Origin of the sequence: Pseudomonas sp. SK3(2021), from assembly GCF_016772375.1 — a bacterium.
Taxonomy (GTDB): Bacteria; Pseudomonadota; Gammaproteobacteria; order Pseudomonadales; family Pseudomonadaceae; genus Aquipseudomonas; species Aquipseudomonas chlororaphis_I.
This window is the reverse complement of record NZ_CP061943.1, coordinates 5916916-5933434: the sequence shown is the minus strand read 5'-3', so window position 1 is coordinate 5933434 and position 16519 is coordinate 5916916. Positions and strand designations below refer to the sequence as shown.

At 63.5% G+C, this 16519-nt stretch carries 14 protein-coding genes and 1 pseudogene; 5 read left to right on the top strand and 10 right to left on the bottom strand.

Annotated features, from left to right (window positions below; translation table 11 throughout):
• Positions 1–36 precede the first annotated feature (36 nt).
• Positions 37–289 (top strand): annotated as a pseudogene (locus tag IF690_RS26330) (addiction module antidote protein).
• Between the two features lie 416 nt (positions 290–705).
• Here the strand turns inward: IF690_RS26330 and ppa are convergent.
• The 8 genes from ppa to exaC all read right to left on the bottom strand — a co-directional run bounded on the left by ppa (position 706) and on the right by exaC (position 9206).
• Positions 706–1233, bottom strand: coding sequence for an inorganic diphosphatase (gene ppa / locus IF690_RS26325; RefSeq protein ID WP_007933577.1), 528 nt, complete (start codon positions 1231–1233; stop codon positions 706–708).
• Positions 1234–1495: 262 nt separating this feature from the next.
• Entirely contained in the window at positions 1496–2305 is an 810-nt protein-coding gene (locus tag IF690_RS26320) for a M90 family metallopeptidase (protein ID WP_097305256.1), read from the bottom strand.
• Between the two features lie 5 nt (positions 2306–2310).
• On the bottom strand, positions 2311–2967 hold the full coding sequence (locus tag IF690_RS26315) for a DedA family protein (RefSeq protein WP_202698044.1): 657 nt from the start codon (positions 2965–2967) through the stop codon (positions 2311–2313).
• A 252-nt stretch (positions 2968–3219) separates the two neighbouring features.
• Positions 3220–3678 (bottom strand): GNAT family N-acetyltransferase, encoded by a 459-nt coding sequence (locus IF690_RS26310; protein WP_202698043.1) that lies wholly within the window; start codon positions 3676–3678, stop codon positions 3220–3222.
• Positions 3679–3785: 107 nt separating this feature from the next.
• The gene (gene eutC / locus IF690_RS26305; protein WP_202698042.1) at positions 3786–4610 is read right to left on the bottom strand and encodes an ethanolamine ammonia-lyase subunit EutC; all 825 of its coding nucleotides are present in this window, start codon (positions 4608–4610) and stop codon (positions 3786–3788) included.
• 10 nt (positions 4611–4620) lie between these two features.
• Positions 4621–6015, bottom strand: coding sequence for an ethanolamine ammonia-lyase subunit EutB (locus tag IF690_RS26300; protein WP_009051054.1), 1395 nt, complete (start codon positions 6013–6015; stop codon positions 4621–4623).
• Positions 6016–6070: 55 nt separating this feature from the next.
• A complete protein-coding gene (gene eat, locus IF690_RS26295; protein ID WP_062824482.1) occupies positions 6071–7519 on the bottom strand; it encodes an ethanolamine permease in 1449 nt (482 codons plus the stop codon).
• Positions 7520–7685: 166 nt separating this feature from the next.
• The gene (exaC, locus tag IF690_RS26290) at positions 7686–9206 is read right to left on the bottom strand and encodes an acetaldehyde dehydrogenase ExaC (protein ID WP_180922942.1); all 1521 of its coding nucleotides are present in this window, start codon (positions 9204–9206) and stop codon (positions 7686–7688) included.
• 434 nt (positions 9207–9640) lie between these two features.
• Here exaC and IF690_RS26285 point away from each other — a divergent pair, with 434 nt between their 5' ends.
• From IF690_RS26285 to IF690_RS26270, 4 genes are all read left to right on the top strand, one after another.
• Positions 9641–11563, top strand: coding sequence for a sigma-54-dependent Fis family transcriptional regulator (locus tag IF690_RS26285; protein WP_202698041.1), 1923 nt, complete (start codon positions 9641–9643; stop codon positions 11561–11563).
• A 187-nt stretch (positions 11564–11750) separates the two neighbouring features.
• Complete coding sequence (mpl, locus tag IF690_RS26280; RefSeq protein ID WP_202698040.1) at positions 11751–13100, top strand: UDP-N-acetylmuramate:L-alanyl-gamma-D-glutamyl-meso-diaminopimelate ligase; 1350 nt, start codon at positions 11751–11753, stop codon at positions 13098–13100.
• Complete coding sequence (gene ubiX / locus IF690_RS26275) at positions 13097–13729, top strand: flavin prenyltransferase UbiX (RefSeq protein ID WP_023969294.1); 633 nt, start codon at positions 13097–13099, stop codon at positions 13727–13729. The genes mpl and ubiX overlap by 4 nt, the downstream gene beginning before the upstream one ends.
• A complete protein-coding gene (locus IF690_RS26270) occupies positions 13722–14009 on the top strand; it encodes a YceK/YidQ family lipoprotein (RefSeq protein ID WP_009051050.1) in 288 nt (95 codons plus the stop codon). Before ubiX ends, IF690_RS26270 begins: the two co-directional genes overlap by 8 nt.
• A gap of 50 nt (positions 14010–14059) precedes the next feature.
• On the opposite strand, the gene IF690_RS26265 is transcribed toward IF690_RS26270, so the two are convergent.
• Together IF690_RS26265 and IF690_RS26260 are read right to left on the bottom strand one after the other, a co-directional pair.
• Entirely contained in the window at positions 14060–14701 is a 642-nt protein-coding gene (locus tag IF690_RS26265; protein WP_202698039.1) for an oxidoreductase, read from the bottom strand.
• Positions 14702–14729: 28 nt separating this feature from the next.
• Complete coding sequence (locus tag IF690_RS26260) at positions 14730–16448, bottom strand: C13 family peptidase (RefSeq protein WP_202698038.1); 1719 nt, start codon at positions 16446–16448, stop codon at positions 14730–14732.
• Between the last annotated feature and the right edge of the window lie 71 nt (positions 16449–16519).

Here is a 16519-nt window from a genome sequence, read left to right as displayed (position 1 = left end):
GACAGCAAGAAAGGGGCGGGTGTTCGATTTCACCACGTGGTGGCTTGGATCGCCATCGCCCTGTTTATGGCGGACGCCTTCGAGACCGGCGATGCCGGCAATATCGCCAAGGCCCTGGGCGTGGTAGCGCGGGCCAGGGGCATGACCGAACTGGCCCATGAAACCGGGTTGTCCCGCGAGCAGATGTATCGCTCGTTCAGTGACAAGGGCAACCCGCCCCCTGAAGACCCTGCTGGCGGTGATGCGCGCCCTGGGGCTGGACATGACGGCGCGGGTGCATGGGGTGTAAAGCCCGCAGCCCTTTATCTATTCAGGCGATCAGGTCGATTTTGAGGCTGCATGGGAATATTCCAGGCATTAAAAAGCCGGCTTGTGGCCGGCTTCTCGGGGACTGGCTTGGTTCATTTTTGGTAAACCGCACCAGCCTGCAAAACGTACACCCAGCTCTTGCGGCTGGCTGTGGGACTTGGCGAGAAAATCATCTGCCGCATCGGGCGGATCTGACCGGTTGAACAGGTCGATGCGCAAAGGTGGGGCGCAGCATACTGATATTCGAGGGAAATTCCCAGCGCGAAGAGCTATTGGCGGGCAGAAAACCCGGGTGTTTGGTGTCTGGGGGAGGGGCAATATGCGGCAGGCATAAAAAAGCCCCGGATGACCGGGGCTTTTTCTTGAGGCTTGTCGCTGGAAGCTTGCAGCTGCTTTTTAGCCTTTGTAGGCAGCAACCGACTTCGTGATCGCGGCGCGGGCGGCGTCTGCGCCGTCCCAGCCTTCGATCTTCACCCACTTGCCTTTTTCGAGATCCTTGTAGTTCGCGAAGAAGTGCTCGATCTGCTGAATCAGCAGCGCTGGCAGGTCGGTGTACTCCTTCACGTCGACATACAACTGGGACAGCTTGTCGTGTGGAACAGCGATGACTTTGGCATCGCCGCCGCCGTCGTCGGTCATGTTCAGGATGCCGACCGGACGGGCGCGGATGACCGAGCCTGGAGCCACCGGGTAAGGGGTCACGACCAGCACGTCGAGGGGGTCGCCGTCGTCGGCCAGGGTGTTAGGAATGTAGCCATAGTTGGCCGGGTAGAACATCGGGGTGGCCATGAAACGGTCAACGAACAGGCAGTCGCTGTCTTTGTCGATTTCGTATTTGATCGGCGCGTGGTTGGCCGGAATCTCGATTGCGACGTAGATGTCGTTCGGCAGGTCTTTGCCAGCCGGAATCTTGCTGTAGCTCATTGGGCGATGCCCCCGTTAGTTGACCAGAATGTCTTGGCCGGATTGACCAAAAAGTGGCGGCGATTATAGGCATATTCCAAGGGCTGTGCCACGTACCGAAGGACGTATGGACGCCTTGGCTCCACCGCCGCAAACCCAGCGCAGGAGCGGCTCGCGACGCTCGATTGCCGGCGAAAAGAAGAGTCGCTGCAAGGCGTTTGGTTCAGAGGCGTGCATCAGGATCGGCGATTATTTCGCCAGCGGACGGGCTCCGACGGGCGCCTCAGTGTTGCTGGTAGTGCGGGTCGCTGGCCTGCAGTTGCTGGAGCCGGGCCAGGGGATTCTGCCGGTAAAACAGCTGCAGTTGCTCGTAGACCTTCGGATAGGCCTCGTGGAGCAGGTCCGGGGCGCTGAAGAAGTATTCGCTGGTGACGGCGAAGAATTCCGCGGGGTTTTCCGCGGCGTAAGGATCGATGGCGGTTTCGGCGTCGGGGTTGTGGTCGAGCTGGCGGTTGAGGTCGTCGTAGGCCGCCTGCATCACCTGCGCCCAGTCGCTGATGCGCATGTCGCTGTGCAACGGTGGCAGGCCGTTGGCATCGCCGTTGAGCATGTCCAGCTTGTGCGCCAGTTCGTGGATCACCAGGTTGTAGGCTTCCCAGCCGCCGCTGGCGAGCACGCCGGGCCAGGCCAGGATGATCGGCCCCTGTTGCCAGGCTTCGCCGCTGTGTTCGCCGTCCCATTCATGTTCGACGCCGCTGGCATCGCGATGGCGCTGAGGGCTGAGGAAATCGTCGGGGTAGAGGACGATTTCGTGAAAGCCCTGGTACCAGTTCAAGTCTCCCAGGTGCAGCAGCGGCAACTGGGCCTGCGCGGCCAGCAGCAGGCGCTCGAACTGGTGCAGTTCGACCCCGGGCAGGGCGCTCAGGTGCTTGTCGTCGAGAAACAGTACGCTGGTTTCCCGCAGCCACTGGTCCTCGGCGGCGCTCAGGCCATCAAGGAAGGGCAGGTGCTGGCGCACCCGTTGCCACATCTCATCGGCAACCGGGTGCTTGGCCAGCCGACGCCGGCGGCGCCAGGTACTGAGGGGCCACATACCGATCAGTGGCTTTCGGCCTTTGCCGCCGAGCGGCCCAGGCGGCTGCGCACCACGCCGACGATCATCGGCACCAGCGACAGCAGGATGATGCCCACCACCAGCAGCGACAGGTTTTTCTTGATGAACGGCACGTTACCGAAGAAGTAGCCGAGGGTCACCAGGCCGCCGACCCAGAGGATGGTGCCGGCCACGCTGAAGGCGAAGAAACGCGGGTAAGGCATCTTGGCCACGCCGGCGACGAAGGGGGCGAAGGTGCGGATGATCGGCAGGAAACGCGCCAGGGTCACGGTTTTACCGCCATGACGGTCATAGAAATCGTGGGTCTTTTGCAGGTAGTCGCGGCGGAAGATCTTCGAGTTCGGGTTGCTGAACAGTCGTTCGCCCACCGTTCGCCCGATGATGTAGTTGGTGCTGTCGCCGAGAATCGCCGCCAGCATCAGCAGGCCGCCGAGCAGCACCGGGTCCATGGCGCCACCGGCGGCGACCGCGCCAGCGATGAACAGCAGGGAGTCGCCAGGCAGGAACGGCGTCACCACCAGGCCGGTTTCACAGAAAATCACCAGGAACAGGATGGCGTAGATCCATGGCCCGTAGTTGGTCACCAACATGTCGAGGTAAACGTCGAGATGGAGGATGAGGTCGATCGGGTTGAAATCCATTGAGGCACCTGTGGTGACGGCCCGGTTCGGCGGGTTTGTGCGATGACTGGGGCAAAAACTTACAGCTGGCGCAGATTCATCTTACGCCCCGAAAAGGTCGGCATTATAAGACCTGATAGGTGAAATGGGCGCTGAGTTTGTAGCGGGGAGTGTCTTGGCGGCGCGGACTGGCCAGAGGCGAAAAATCGTGGCCTTCGACAGCGTCTGCGCAGGCGCTGTCGAAGGTGGTGATGGGGGTGTTCCAGATGGGGCTTACTCGTCGCTGATCGGCAATATGTAGTTCTTGAACTCGGTATCTTCGCGAAAACCGATGGATTCATAGGTTTTCTGTGCCACTTCGTTGTCACTGCTGGTGGAAACACGCATGCGCACGGCGTGGGTTTCCTTGGCCATTTTCTTCGCGGTGCGGATCAGGTTGTCGGCCACCAGTTGGCGACGGGCATCTTCGGCGACGTAGATGTCGTTGAGGATCCACACCCGCTTGAGGGACAGGGAGGAGAAGCTGGGGTAGAGCTGGCAGAAACCGAGGAGTTTCTTGTCGTCATCGTCGGGCAGGGCCAGGTAGATCACCGATTCCTTGCGGCGCAGACGCTTTTCCAAGAAAGCCCGGGACGAGTCCGGAAAAGGCAGGGCGCCATAGAACTCGCGGTATTTGACGAACAGGGGGGTCAACAGATCCAGGTGTTCGAGGGTCGCTTGAGTAATCCGCATGAGTTGTCCTCAACTTCGAATGGATACGACGGCAAACGGTTCATTACTCGGGCAGCCGTGTTTCGATGCTGCCTAAAGCGCGGAAAAAGCGCAATCGTCTCGAAAAGTCACGACTTTGCAGGCCCCAGCAGGAAATTACCCTTGGTGGTGTCGGGCGAGTCGCTGTCCAGGGTATTTACCTGGGCTTCGTCTTTCAGGTTGACCCCCGAGAGCTGCCGCCTGCAGGCCTCGCGCATCAGGTATAGCAAGCGGTGGGCCGCCATGCCGTAGCTCAGGCCTTCCAGGCGCACATTGGAGATGCAGTTGCGATAGGCATCGGTGAGCCCGATCTTGGGGTTGTAGGTGAAATACAGCCCCAGGCTGTCCGGTGAGCTGAGGCCCGGGCGTTCGCCGATCAGGATCACGGTCATTTTCGCGCCGAGCAGCTCACCGATTTCGTCAGCCACCGCCACCCGGCCCTGTTCCACCAGAATGACCGGCGACAGCGACCAGCCTTCGGCCGCGGTCTGTTCTTCAAAGCGGGCAAGAAACGGCAGGGTATGGCGATGCACTGCCAGTGCTGATAAACCGTCTGCCACCACCACGGCCAGATCCACACCGCCCGGGTTGGCCGATGCGTGCTCGCGCAGGGCCTGGGCCGACGCGTCGCTGAGTTTGCGCCCCAGGTCCGGGCGTTGCAGGTAGCTGTGGCGATCGCTGGCGGCGCTGTGCAGCAGCAGGCTGTCGCGGCCGCGTTCGGCCAGTTGGCTGCTCAACCCGGCATGGTCGAAGGGCAGGTGCACCGCATCGCGGGCCTGGGCGTGGGCGAACTGGAAGTCCAGCTGGGCGCCGGTGGGCAGGCTGGTGCCGGTACGGCCCAGGGCGATACGCGCTGGGGTCAGGCGGCGCAGCTCCAGCCAGGGGTTCTGGCTGTCGGTCGGATGTTTGTCCATAAGCCTGTCCTTACTGAAGCTGTGCCAGCGCCTGGCGGAAGGCCGGCGGCAGGTTGTGGCCGAACTGCACCTTGCCGTCGGGCTGGGTGAAGATGCCGGTTTTCGCCAGCCACTGCTCGAACTCCGGCGCCGGTTTCAGGCCCAGGGTCTGGCGGGCGTAGAGCGCGTCGTGAAAGGAGGTGGTCTGGTAGTTGAGCATGATGTCGTCGGAGCCGGGGATGCCCATGATGAAGTTGATCCCGGCCACGCCCAGCAGGGTCAGCAGGGTGTCCATGTCGTCCTGGTCGGCTTCGGCGTGGTTGGTGTAGCAGATGTCGCAACCCATGGGTACGCCCAACAGTTTGCCGCAGAAGTGGTCTTCCAGGCCGGCGCGGATGATCTGCTTGCCGTTGTACAGGTACTCCGGGCCGATGAAGCCGACCACGGTGTTCACCAGGAACGGCTTGAAGTGCCTGGCCACGGCATAGGCGCGGGTTTCGCAGGTCTGCTGGTCGACGCCGAAGTGGGCGTTGGCCGACAGCGCGCTGCCCTGGCCGGTCTCGAAATACATCAGGTTCTGCCCCAGGGTGCCGCGCTTGAGGCTCAGGCCGGCCTCGTAGCCTTCCTGCAATACATTGAGGTTGATGCCGAAGCTGGCGTTGGCCGCCTCGGTGCCGGCGATCGACTGGAACACCAGGTCCAGCGGCACGCCACGGTTGATCGCCTCGATGGAGGTGGTGACGTGGGTCAGCACGCAGGCCTGGGTGGGGATTTCATAACGCTGGATGATCGCGTCGAGCATTTCCAGCAGGGCGCAGATCGAGGCGATGCTGTCGGTGGCCGGGTTGATGCCGATCATGGCGTCGCCGTTGCCGTAGAGCAGGCCGTCGAGAATGCTCGCGGCGATGCCCGCCGGCTCGTCGGTCGGGTGGTTGGGTTGCAGGCGCGTCGACAGGCGCCCGCGCAGGCCCAGGGTGCCGCGGAAGCGGGTGACCACGCGGATCTTCTGCGCCACCAGCACCAGGTCCTGGACACGCATGATCTTCGACACGGCGGCGGCCATTTCCGGGGTCAGCCCGGGGGCCAGGGCGCGCAGGCTCTGTTCGTCGGCGGCGTCGCTGAGCAGCCAGTCGCGAAAGCCGCCGACCGTGAGGTGGCTGACGGTGGCGAAGGCGGCCTTGTCGTGGGTATCGATGATCAACCGGGTGACTTCATCGGTTTCGTAGGGGATCAGCGCTTCTTCGAGGAAGTGCTTGAGCGGAATGTCCGCCAGGGTCATTTGCGCGGCGACCCGCTCGCCGTCGTTGAGGGCGGCGACGCCGGCCAGGAAATCCCCGGAGCGCGCCGGGCTGGCCTTGGCCATGACGTCCTTGAGGCTGTCGAAGCGGTAGGTCTGGGCGCCGACGGTGTGGGCGAAACTTGCCATACAGGTTCTCCGTGACGACGCAGGGAACCACCCCCTGCGTCGAGGTTTTCGGCGGTTAGTGCAAGGCTTCTTCAGCTTTCTGAATGGCCGCGAATTCTTCTTCGGGCGTGCCTGCTACCAAGTGATGCCGACTGTAGAAAGCAAAGTAAGCAATTAATACTCCATAGATGATCGCGGCGCCAATGACCACCCGCGGATCCACCAGGAAGCCCGCCACCACGGCGATGCAGGCCAGTACCAGGGCCACGCCGGAGGTGAAGATGCCGCCCGGGGTGCGGTACGGACGATCCATTTTGGGGCGGCGGATGCGCAGGGTGATGTGCGCGGCCATCATCAGCACGTAGGAGATGGTCGCGCCGAACACCGCCACCAGGATCAGCAGGTCGCCCTGGCCGGTCAGCGACAGGCCGAAACCGATGATCCCGGGGATCACCAGCGCCAGGACCGGCGCCTTGCTCTTGTTGGTTTCCGACAGCTTGCGCGGCAGGTAGCCGGCGCGGGACAGGGCGAAAATCTGCCGGGAGTAGGCGTAGATGATCGAGAAGAAACTGGCGATCAAGCCGGCCAGGCCCACCAGGTTGACGAAGCTACCCATCCAGGTCGAACCGCCGTAGGCCTTGGCCAGGGCTTCCACCAGCGGGTTGCCCGAGGTCAGCAGGGCGTTGGCCCCCGCACCACCCGGGCCGATCACCAGGATCAGCAGGGCGAAGCTCAGCAGCACCAGCATGGCGCCGATCAGGCCGCGGGGCAGGTCGCGCTTGGGGTTCTTGGTTTCTTCCGCGGCCAGCGGCACGCCTTCGACCGCCAGGAAGAACCAGATCGCGTAGGGAATCGCCGCCCACACGCCGACATAACCGAACGGCAGGAAGCTGCTGGCGCCCACGGCCTCGGTGACCGGGATGTCCAGCAGGTTGGCGACGGAGAAGTGCGGCACCATCGCCACCAGGAACACGCCCAGGGCCAGGGCGGCGACTGCGGTGATGATGAACATCAGCTTCAGCGCCTCGCCGACCCCGAAGATGTGGATGGCGATGAACACGATGTAGAACGCCAGGTAGATCATCCAGCCGCCGATGCCGAACAGCGACTGGCAATAGGCGCCGATAAACACCGCGATCGCCGCCGGGGCGATCGCGTATTCGATGAGGATCGCGGTCCCGGTGAGAAAACCGCCCCAGGGGCCGAAGGCACTGCGGGCAAAACCGTAGCCGCCGCCGGCGGTGGGGATCATCGAGGACAGCTCGGCCAGGGAAAAGCACATGCACAGGTACATGGTGGCCATCAGCAGGGTGGCGAGGAACATGCCGCCCCAGCCGCCCTGGGCCAGGCCGAAGTTCCAGCCGGCGTAGTCGCCGGAAATGACGTAGGCCACGCCCAGGCCCACCAGCAGGACCCAGCCTGCCGCGCCTTTTTTCAGTTCGCGTTGTTGGAAATAGTCGGAGCCGACTTTTTCAAAGTCGACGGAAGAGCCAGCCGACTGCACGCCGGTATGTTCGCTAGGCATAAGGGTTCACCTGTTCTTATTGTTGTGCCCGGTCGGCAGACCGGATCGGTGTTGCAAGGCGATGGTGTGTTTTGCCTTGAGGACGTCATCGCGAGCTTGTTCGCGACCGGCCCCCAAGGGTGAAGCCGCATTGGCGGCTCCACCCTTGTCCCTGGCTTGATTGGCTTTAGAAGAATCCCAGCGGATTGATGTCGTAGCTCACCAGCAGGTTTTTGGTCTGCTGGTAGTGGTCGAGCATCATCTTGTGGGTTTCACGGCCGACGCCGGACTTCTTGTAACCGCCGAACGCCGCGTGGGCGGGGTACAGGTGGTAGCAGTTGGTCCACACACGACCGGCCTTGATCGCCCGGCCCATGCGGTAGGCGCGATTGATGTCGCGGGTCCAGAGGCCGGCGCCGAGGCCGAACTCGGTGTCGTTGGCGATGGCCAGGGCTTCGGCTTCGTCCTTGAAGGTGGTGATGCTCACCACCGGGCCGAAGATTTCTTCCTGGAACACGCGCATCTTGTTGTTGCCCTTGAGCAGGGTCGGCTGGATGTAATAACCGCTGGCCAGGTTGCCCTCGAGTTTTTCCACCTTGCCGCCGGTCAGCAGCTGCGCGCCTTCGCCCTTGGCGATGTCCAGGTACGAGAGGATCTTGTCGAACTGCTGCTCGGATGCCTGGGCGCCGACCATGGTGTCGGTGTCCAGCGGGTCGCCGCGCTTGATCTGCTCGACCTTTTTCATCACCACTTGCATGAACTCGTCGTAGATCGACTCTTCCACCAGGGCGCGGGACGGGCAGGTGCAGACTTCGCCCTGGTTGAAGAACGCCAGCACCAGGCCTTCGGCGGCCTTTTCGATGAAGCTCGGTTCGGCCTGCATGATGTCGGCGAAGAAGATGTTCGGCGACTTGCCGCCCAGTTCCACGGTCGACGGGATGATGTTCTCGGCGGCGCACTTCATGATGTGCGAGCCCACCGGCGTCGAACCGGTGAAGGCGATCTTGGCGATGCGCTTGCTGGTGGCCAGGGCTTCGCCCGCTTCCTTGCCGAAACCTTGCACCACGTTGAGCACGCCCGGTGGCAGCAGGTCGCCGATCAGCTCCATCAGCACGCAGATGCCCAGCGGGGTCTGCTCGGCCGGCTTGAGTACCACGCAGTTGCCGGCGGCCAGGGCGGGCGCGAGTTTCCAAGCGGCCATCAGCAGCGGGAAGTTCCACGGGATGATCTGCCCGACCACGCCCAGCGGTTCGTGAATGTGATAGGCCACGGTGTTGCCGTCGATTTCCGCGGCGCTGCCTTCCTGGGCCCGCAGGCAGCCCGCGAAGTAGCGGAAGTGGTCGGCGGCCAGGGGGATGTCGGCGTTGAGGGTTTCGCGCACGGCCTTGCCGTTGTCCCAGGTTTCGGTGATGGCCAGCAGTTCGAGGTTCTGTTCGATACGGTCGGCGATTTTCAGCAGGATCAGCGAGCGGGCCTGTGCCGAGGTGGCACCCCAGGCATCGGCGGCGGCATGGGCGGCGTCCAGGGCTTTCTCGATGTCTTCGGCAGTGGAACGCGGGAACTCGGCGATCGGTTGGCCGTTTACCGGCGAGGTATTGGTGAAGTACTGACCTTTGACAGGCGCGACGAATTCGCCGCCGATGTAGTTACCGTATTTGCTCTTGAACGAAACGATAGCGCCTTCAGTACCGGGGTGTGCATAACGCATGGTGGGTATCTCCTGGCTTTTGTGCTTATAGGGGAGGACGCGCTGTTGCGCTTGTAAAAGCGTAGAGCAAAGCCCGGGCCACCGCGTTGCAGGCCAGCCAAATCAAGGGTTTATGAATGTTTCAACGGCTGCGTTCCAGGCGCCTGTGGCAGTTGTGGCACGGCCCTGGTGACACTTTGTATCGTTTGTGGCACAACCTGTGACTCATTGGTCGAAGCGGCATTGCAATGCATCCATGGCTGGAGGATGCTGGGCTTCGCCTTGATCCGAAGGGGTCGATGTAGCCGCTGCCGAAGGCTGCGATCGACCGCAAAGCGGGCGTCGTTCTGGCAACCGCTAAAGGTCCTGCGGACCTTATTGCAGCCTTCGGCAGCGGCTACAGGGTTCGCTTGACGAGCGATCCGGGTCTTACCTCTCGGGGAGAACAATAAGAAATGCACAGCAATCACCTCACCCGGCACGCCCAGCAAGTGCTGACCGTGACCCAAGGCAAGGCCCATTTGCAGGGGCCTGGCAGCGATCCTTCCATCGCCCGTTCCTGGCTGCGTTGCCTGGAGGACTATCACCTCGACCCGGCCCTGAGCATGGCGCCCACCGTGCTTGAGCATGGCCGCCTGCTGGAAAGCCGCGAACGCCTGCAGCAGGTGCTGCAAATCGCCGGCAGCGAGATGACCAGCCTGCACCAGCAACTGTCCGGCGCTGGCCATGCGGTGCTGCTGACCGACGCCCGCGGGGTGATCCTCAACTGCGTCACCGCGCCCGCCGAGCGCAAGATTTTCGAGCGCGCCGGGCTCTGGCTCGGCGCCGACTGGAGCGAGGCCTGCGAGGGCACCAACGGCATCGGCACCTGCCTGGTGGAGCGCCAGTCCCTGACCATCCATCAGGACGAACATTTCCGTGGCCGTCACACCGGCTTGACCTGCTCGGCGAGCCCGGTGTTCGATCCCCACGGCGAACTGCTGGCGGTGCTCGACGTCTCCTCGGCGCGCCCGGATGTGTCGCGGCAGAGCCAGTTCCATACCATGGCCCTGGTCAACCTCTCGGCGAAGATGATCGAGAGCTGTTATTTCCTGCGTTATTTCGACAATCAATGGTTGCTGCGTTTTCACCTGCAGGCCGAGTCCGTCGGCCTGTTCAGCGAAGGCCTGCTGGCGTTCGACGGGGAAGGGCGGATCAGTGCGGTGAACCAGAGCGCCTTGAACCTGCTGGGGCATATTCGCGGCGGCTTGCTGGGCAAACCGGTGGAAGCCTTTTTCGATTGCTCGCTGGACGAGCTGCTGGGGCGCGCCAGTATCAATGCCAGCGCTAGCTGGCCGCTGCGCACCCGCGATGGCCGGCATCTGTTCGCGGTGTTGCGTGGCCAACCGCGCAGCGTGCCGAAACCGCTGCCGCCGAGGACGCTGGAACTGGAGCGTCCGCGGCTGTCCGGGATCTGCCTGGGCGATGCGGCCCTGCAAGAAGACTTCCGCAAATCCTTGCGCGTGTTCGAGCGTGATGTGCCGCTGCTGATCAACGGCGAAACGGGATCCGGCAAGGAGGCGTTCGCCAAGGCGGTGCACCAAGCCAGCCAGCGGGCGGAGAAAGCCTTCGTTGCCTTGAACTGCGCGGCAATCCCCGAGAGCCTGATCGAAAGCGAGCTGTTCGGTTATCGCGGCGGCAGCTTCACCGGGGCGCGCAAGGAAGGCATGCGCGGCAAGTTGCAGCAGGCCGATGGCGGCACGCTGTTCCTCGATGAAATCGGCGATATGCCATTGGCCTTGCAGACCCGTCTGTTGCGGGTCCTGGAGGACCGCATGGTAGTGCCTATCGGCGGCGAACCGCAGTCCGTCAACGTGCGCATCATCAGCGCCACTCACCGCGACCTGCTGGCAAGGGTACGGGATGGCAGCTTCCGCGAGGATTTGTATTACCGCCTCAATGGCCTGGAAATCAGTTTGCCGGCGCTGCACGAGCGCAGCGACAAATCCCAGCTGCTGGATTTTCTCCTGGCGCAAGAGGCCGGCGACCAGCAGGTGTCGCTCGACGGCCCGGCGCGCCAGGCCCTGCTGGACTTCCATTGGCCAGGCAACGTGCGGCAACTGCGCAACGTGTTGCGCACCCTGGCGGCGCTCTGCGACCACGGACGAATCGGCCTGGAGGATATACCGGCGATGATTCGCCAGGGCCGCCCGGTGCCGGTGCAGCCGGCTACCGAGGAGGCGGGCGAATACCCGCTGGACGATGCCGAACGCCTGGCCTTGCTCAACGCCCTGGAACAGCAGCGCTGGCATATGACCCACACCGCCGAGCAACTGGGGGTGAGCCGCAACACCCTCTATAGAAAGCTGCGCAAGCATGGGATCGCGCGCCAGGCGTGAGACCGCGTCAGCGTTCATCGCGAGCAAGCCCGTTCCTGTAGGCGCTTGCTCGCGATAGGCGGCGCAGCCGCCGATTGACCGGCCACCGCTTTGGCGATTTCTACCCTCCTGGTGTTCCCCCATCAGCTAAAGAGTGCGATTTGCAGCCCTCTACGCTAACCTGCCTCGATGTTTTACGAGGCCTTCTATGCACATTCATATTCTCGGTATTTGCGGCACTTTCATGGGCTCGATGGCGGTTCTGGCCAAAGAGCTGGGCCATCACGTCACCGGCTCCGATGCCAACGTCTACCCGCCGATGAGCACCCAGCTCGAAGCCCAGGGCATCGAGTTGACCCAGGGTTACGACCCGGCCCAGCTTGACCCGGCGCCGGACCTGGTGGTGATCGGCAATGCCATGTCCCGCGGCAACCCGGCGGTGGAATATGTGCTGAACAAGGGCCTGCCCTATGTTTCCGGCCCGCAATGGCTGGCCGACCATGTGCTGCAAGGCCGCTGGGTACTGGCGGTCGCCGGCACGCACGGCAAGACCACCACCAGCAGCATGCTGGCCTGGGTGCTGGAGCATGCGGGCATGAGCCCGGGCTTCCTGATCGGTGGCGTGCCGCAGAACTTCTCGGTGTCGGCGCGCCTGGGCGGCACGCCGTTCTTCGTGATCGAGGCCGATGAATACGACAGCGCCTTCTTCGACAAGCGCTCGAAGTTCGTCCACTACCGTCCGCGCACGGCGATCCTGAACAATCTCGAGTTCGATCATGCAGACATCTTTCCCGATCTTGCGGCTATCGAGCGGCAGTTCCACCATCTGGTGCGGACCATTCCGAGCGAAGGCCTGGTCATCCACCCGACCACCGAACCGGCCTTGTTGCGGGTGATCGAAATGGGCTGCTGGACTCCGGTGCAAACCACCGGCGCGGGCGGCCAATGGCAGGTCAAGCTGCTCAGTGAAGACGGTTCGAAGTTCGAAGTGATGTTCGAGGGCGAGGCCCAAGGCGTGGTCGAGTGGGACCTGACCGGCCAGCACAACGTCGCCAACGCCCTGGCCACCCTGGCCGCGGCGCGCCATGTCGGCGTGGTGCCGGCCATGGGGATCGCCGCGCTGAGCGCGTTCAAGAGCGTCAAGCGGCGGATGGAGAAGGTGGCTGAAGTCCATGGCATCACCATCTACGACGACTTCGCTCACCACCCGACCGCCATCGCCACGACTCTGGACGGCCTGCGCAAGCGCATCGGTGATGCGCCGTTGATCGCGATCATCGAACCGCGCTCCAACTCCATGAAGCTCGGCGCTCACCGTGACGGGCTGCCGGAAAGCGTCAACCAGGCCGACCAGGTGGTCTGGTATTCGCCAGCCAACCTCGGCTGGGATCTGGGTGCCACCGCCGCGCTGTGCACCGTGCCATCGATTGTCAGTGACTCCCTGGAAGGCATCATCGAGCGGGTGAAGAGCCAGGCCAAGCCGGGCACCCACGTGGTGATCATGAGCAACGGCGGCTTCGGCGGCCTGCACGGCAAGCTGGCCGAGGCACTGCGATGAACAACGGCCCGGAACGCATCACCCTGGCGATGACCGGCGCCTCGGGCGCCCAGTACGGCCTGCGCCTGCTGGATTGCCTGGTGCGCGAAGACCGTGAAGTGCACTTCCTGATCTCCAAGGCGGCGCAACTGGTGATGGCGACCGAGACTGACGTGACCCTGCCGTCCAAGCCGCAGACCATGCAGGCCTTCCTTACCGAGTACACCGGTGCCGCTGCCGGGCAGATCCGCGTGTATGGCAAGGAGGACTGGATGTCGCCAGTGGCCTCGGGCTCCGGTTCGCCGGCGGCGATGGTGGTGGTGCCTTGCTCCACCGGCACCTTGTCGGCCATCGCCACGGGCGCTTGCAACAACCTGATCGAGCGCGCGGCGGACGTCACCCTGAAAGAGCGTCGCCAGTTGATCCTGGTGCCGCGCGAGGCGCCTTACTCGAGCATCCACCTGGAGAACATGCTCAAGCTGTCGAACATGGGCGTGACCATTCTGCCGGCCTCTCCGGGTTTCTATCACCAGCCGCAGACCATCGACGACCTGGTGGATTTTGTCGTGGCGCGGATTCTCAACCTGTTGAACATTCCGCAGGACATGCTGCCGCGGTGGGGCGAGCATCATCCGGGCAGCGATGAGTAAGTCGCTGCTGATCCTGCTGGTTGCCCTGCAGCTGGGCGGTTGCGCCACTGCGCGCACGCTGAACGCAGCCAAACCGGGCGCGCCGGTGGTGTATTCCGGGACGCGCCTGGATCTGTATGTAATGCAGGGCGGCTGTTGCCCGATGGATCGTTTCGGTGCTGAAGCGCCGAGTTATCCGGGTGTCGATCTGCCGGCCAGCGCCTTGCTCGACACCCTGCTGTTGCCGCTGTCGGTGCTGACGGTATTGGGGGTTGGGTTTCAGGCCACGGGCGGGTTGTAGTTCCTGCGCGGGCAAGTCGGATCGCCGCCCGCGATGCTTTCTAATGTTCGTTATTTACCCAGCTTGCGCAGCTCGTCGGACTCGACGATCCGCACGCCATCCTGCTCTTCCAGCGCCAGGCGCCACATGGCCCGGGCCAGATGGCAGGCTTCGATGCCGTGGTATTTGCCGGGAATCAGCTTGGACAGCGGCCCGGCCAGCTGTTCGGCGAGACGTGGCTCAAGGCGTTCGCCCAGCAGCAGCGACGGCCGGCAAATGGTCAGTTGCGGCCAGTCCTGGGCCTTCAGCGCCTGTTCCATTTCGCCTTTGACCCGGTTGTAGAAAATCGAGGATTTCGCGTCCGCGCCCAGGGCGCTGATCACGACCAGGTGCCGCGCACCCATCTCCCGCGCGCGCTTGCCGAAGGCCACCACCAGGTCCAGGTCGACGGCGCGGAATGCCTGTTCGGAGCCGGCCTTCTTGATGGTGGTACCCAGGCAGCAGAACGCCAGGTCCACCTGGCCGCTGAGCTGCGGCAGGAGTACTGCCGGGTCGCCGACCGGGTTTTCCAGGCGCGGATGTTCGCTCAAGGGGCGTCGGCTGGGCGCCAGAACGCGGGTTACCGTGGGTTCGTTGAGCAGGCGGTCGAGCAAGTGCTCGCCCGTCAGGCCGGTCGCGCCGGCGAGCAAGATATGCTGAGGTGTCAAGTACATAGTGTTTCCCCCTTGATACTGTTTCAGCTTAGTTGCTCTTTGCTTCCTTGCTGTCGTTGGCGGCGCTTTGCAGTGCCTTTCGGGCTTGTTGCTTGCGCAGATGCTGCCAGTGCGCCAAGACCCCCTTGGGCGCCCAGATCTGCGGTTCGGAGGCTTCGAAGTTGTCCGTCAGTTCACGTTCGGCCACGGTCGCCCGGGCCAGCTTGAAGGCCTGTTCCAGGTCGTCGGTCTGGTTCAGTGCCCGGGCGAACAGGGCATCGCCGAAGTAGGTGAAGTCGGCTTCTTCCGAGCAACCGAACGATACGCGATCGGCCTGCGAAGCGGTCATGATCAGGGTCCGCTCATCCTTGAGCGCGGGAATGAACCCGCCGGAATAACAGGCCGAGATCACGATGATCTTGTCGCGGTTTTTCAGGGGCGCCAGTACCGCGGCCAACTCGTCGGCCGGCAGGTCGGCCAGCTCCAGGCGCGGCTGGTCGAGCACCAGTTCGTGTTCGCTGGTGCCGTGACTGGTCAGGTAGATGAACAGCAGGTCTTCCGGGCCACTGCGTTCGGCCAGGACCTGTACCGCGCGCCGCAGGTTTTCCCTGGTGGCCATGGGCCGGCTGTCGAGGCGGTCGCGGTGGTTGACCAGGCGGATCTGCCCGTAGGCGCCGAAGCGGGTGACGAGCATGTTGCTGACATAGTCGGCCTCGCGCAGAAACACGCTTTGCTTGCCGTCACCGGCCAGCGTCAGGCTGTAGAGCTCGATGGCGGGTGTCGACGCCGGCACCGCACTGAGGGCGTCGTCGAGCAGGTGGCCCTGGGCCAGCAGGCCGGTCTCCAGCGGATCGGGCAACAACCGGCCATCGGCATCGCGAACCCGCAGGCCATTGATCCAGTCGCCGCTTTGCACGGTGCCATCGCGCAACACCAGCACACCATGGCCCTGGTAGTTGTCGCCTTCGAAGCCACCGATATAGAAGCTGCCGTCGCTGAGATTCAGGCGGCCCTGGCCGCTGAAGCGCCAGTCGCTGAAACGGCCGATGTAGTGGCTGCCGTCGACGCCGATCAGTTCACCCTTGCCAGTGAGGGCGCCTTCCTTGAACTGGCCGATCCAGACATCACCGTCGGCATTTTCGTAGCGACCCTTGCCGCTGAGCTGGTTCTGTTTGAAACCGCCGACGTAGAGATCGCCCTCGGCGCTACTGAAGGTACCGTTGCCTTCCAGCTGGCCGTCGACGAAGTGGCCGCTGAACTGGTTGCCGCTGGCATCGCTGCGCTGGCCTTCGCCGTTGGGTTTGCCGCGGGAGAACTGGCCCTGGTACTGGCTGCCGTCTTCCAGTTCGAGGCGGCCGAGCCCGGAATACAGGTCGGACTTGAATTCGCCACGGTAGGTCATGCCGCGTTCCTTGAGGGTGCCTTCACCGTCGCGCCGGCCCAGTTTGAAGCCGCCGGTGTAGCTGCTGTCCTTGGTGGTCAGGCTGCCCTGGCCGTGGAACAGGCCCTGCTGGAACTGTCCGCGGTAGACCTCGCCGTCGCTGCCGTGCCATTCGCCCTGGCCATGCCACTGGCCACTGTCGAACTGGCCGGCATACCAACTGCCGTTGGGGTAGTCGATGCGGCCTTGGCCTTGCAACAACCCGTTGACCACATCGCCGCGGTAGCGGCCTCCGTCCGGCAGGCGGGCATCGGGAGGCAGCAGCGATTCGCCGTCTCCACATGCGGTGAGCAACAGGGTTAGAGCCAGGGGTACAAGTGGGCGCATAGCGGGATCCGGGTAATTAGGGGACCGAGTATGCCGCAGCAGCGAGGCTTATATATAGAGAGGCTGCGCGA

What these genes read in the sequence shown, in the direction of transcription:
- exaC (WP_180922942.1), bottom strand. Translation starts at nt 9,206, where the DNA reads ATGCGTTATGCACACCCCGGTACTGAAGGCGCTATCGTTTCGTTCAAG.
- IF690_RS26320 (WP_097305256.1), bottom strand. Translation starts at nt 2,305, where the DNA reads ATGTGGCCCCTCAGTACCTGGCGCCGCCGGCGTCGGCTGGCCAAGCAC.
- IF690_RS26300 (WP_009051054.1), bottom strand. Translation starts at nt 6,015, where the DNA reads ATGGCAAGTTTCGCCCACACCGTCGGCGCCCAGACCTACCGCTTCGAC.
- ubiX (WP_023969294.1), top strand. Translation starts at nt 13,097, where the DNA reads ATGAACAACGGCCCGGAACGCATCACCCTGGCGATGACCGGCGCCTCG.
- IF690_RS26270 (WP_009051050.1), top strand. Translation starts at nt 13,722, where the DNA reads ATGAGTAAGTCGCTGCTGATCCTGCTGGTTGCCCTGCAGCTGGGCGGT.
- mpl (WP_202698040.1), top strand. Translation starts at nt 11,751, where the DNA reads ATGCACATTCATATTCTCGGTATTTGCGGCACTTTCATGGGCTCGATG.
- IF690_RS26260 (WP_202698038.1), bottom strand. Translation starts at nt 16,448, where the DNA reads ATGCGCCCACTTGTACCCCTGGCTCTAACCCTGTTGCTCACCGCATGT.
- IF690_RS26310 (WP_202698043.1), bottom strand. Translation starts at nt 3,678, where the DNA reads ATGCGGATTACTCAAGCGACCCTCGAACACCTGGATCTGTTGACCCCC.
- IF690_RS26265 (WP_202698039.1), bottom strand. Translation starts at nt 14,701, where the DNA reads ATGTACTTGACACCTCAGCATATCTTGCTCGCCGGCGCGACCGGCCTG.
- IF690_RS26285 (WP_202698041.1), top strand. Translation starts at nt 9,641, where the DNA reads ATGCACAGCAATCACCTCACCCGGCACGCCCAGCAAGTGCTGACCGTG.
- IF690_RS26315 (WP_202698044.1), bottom strand. Translation starts at nt 2,967, where the DNA reads ATGGATTTCAACCCGATCGACCTCATCCTCCATCTCGACGTTTACCTC.
- eutC (WP_202698042.1), bottom strand. Translation starts at nt 4,610, where the DNA reads ATGGACAAACATCCGACCGACAGCCAGAACCCCTGGCTGGAGCTGCGC.
- ppa (WP_007933577.1), bottom strand. Translation starts at nt 1,233, where the DNA reads ATGAGCTACAGCAAGATTCCGGCTGGCAAAGACCTGCCGAACGACATC.
- eat (WP_062824482.1), bottom strand. Translation starts at nt 7,519, where the DNA reads ATGCCTAGCGAACATACCGGCGTGCAGTCGGCTGGCTCTTCCGTCGAC.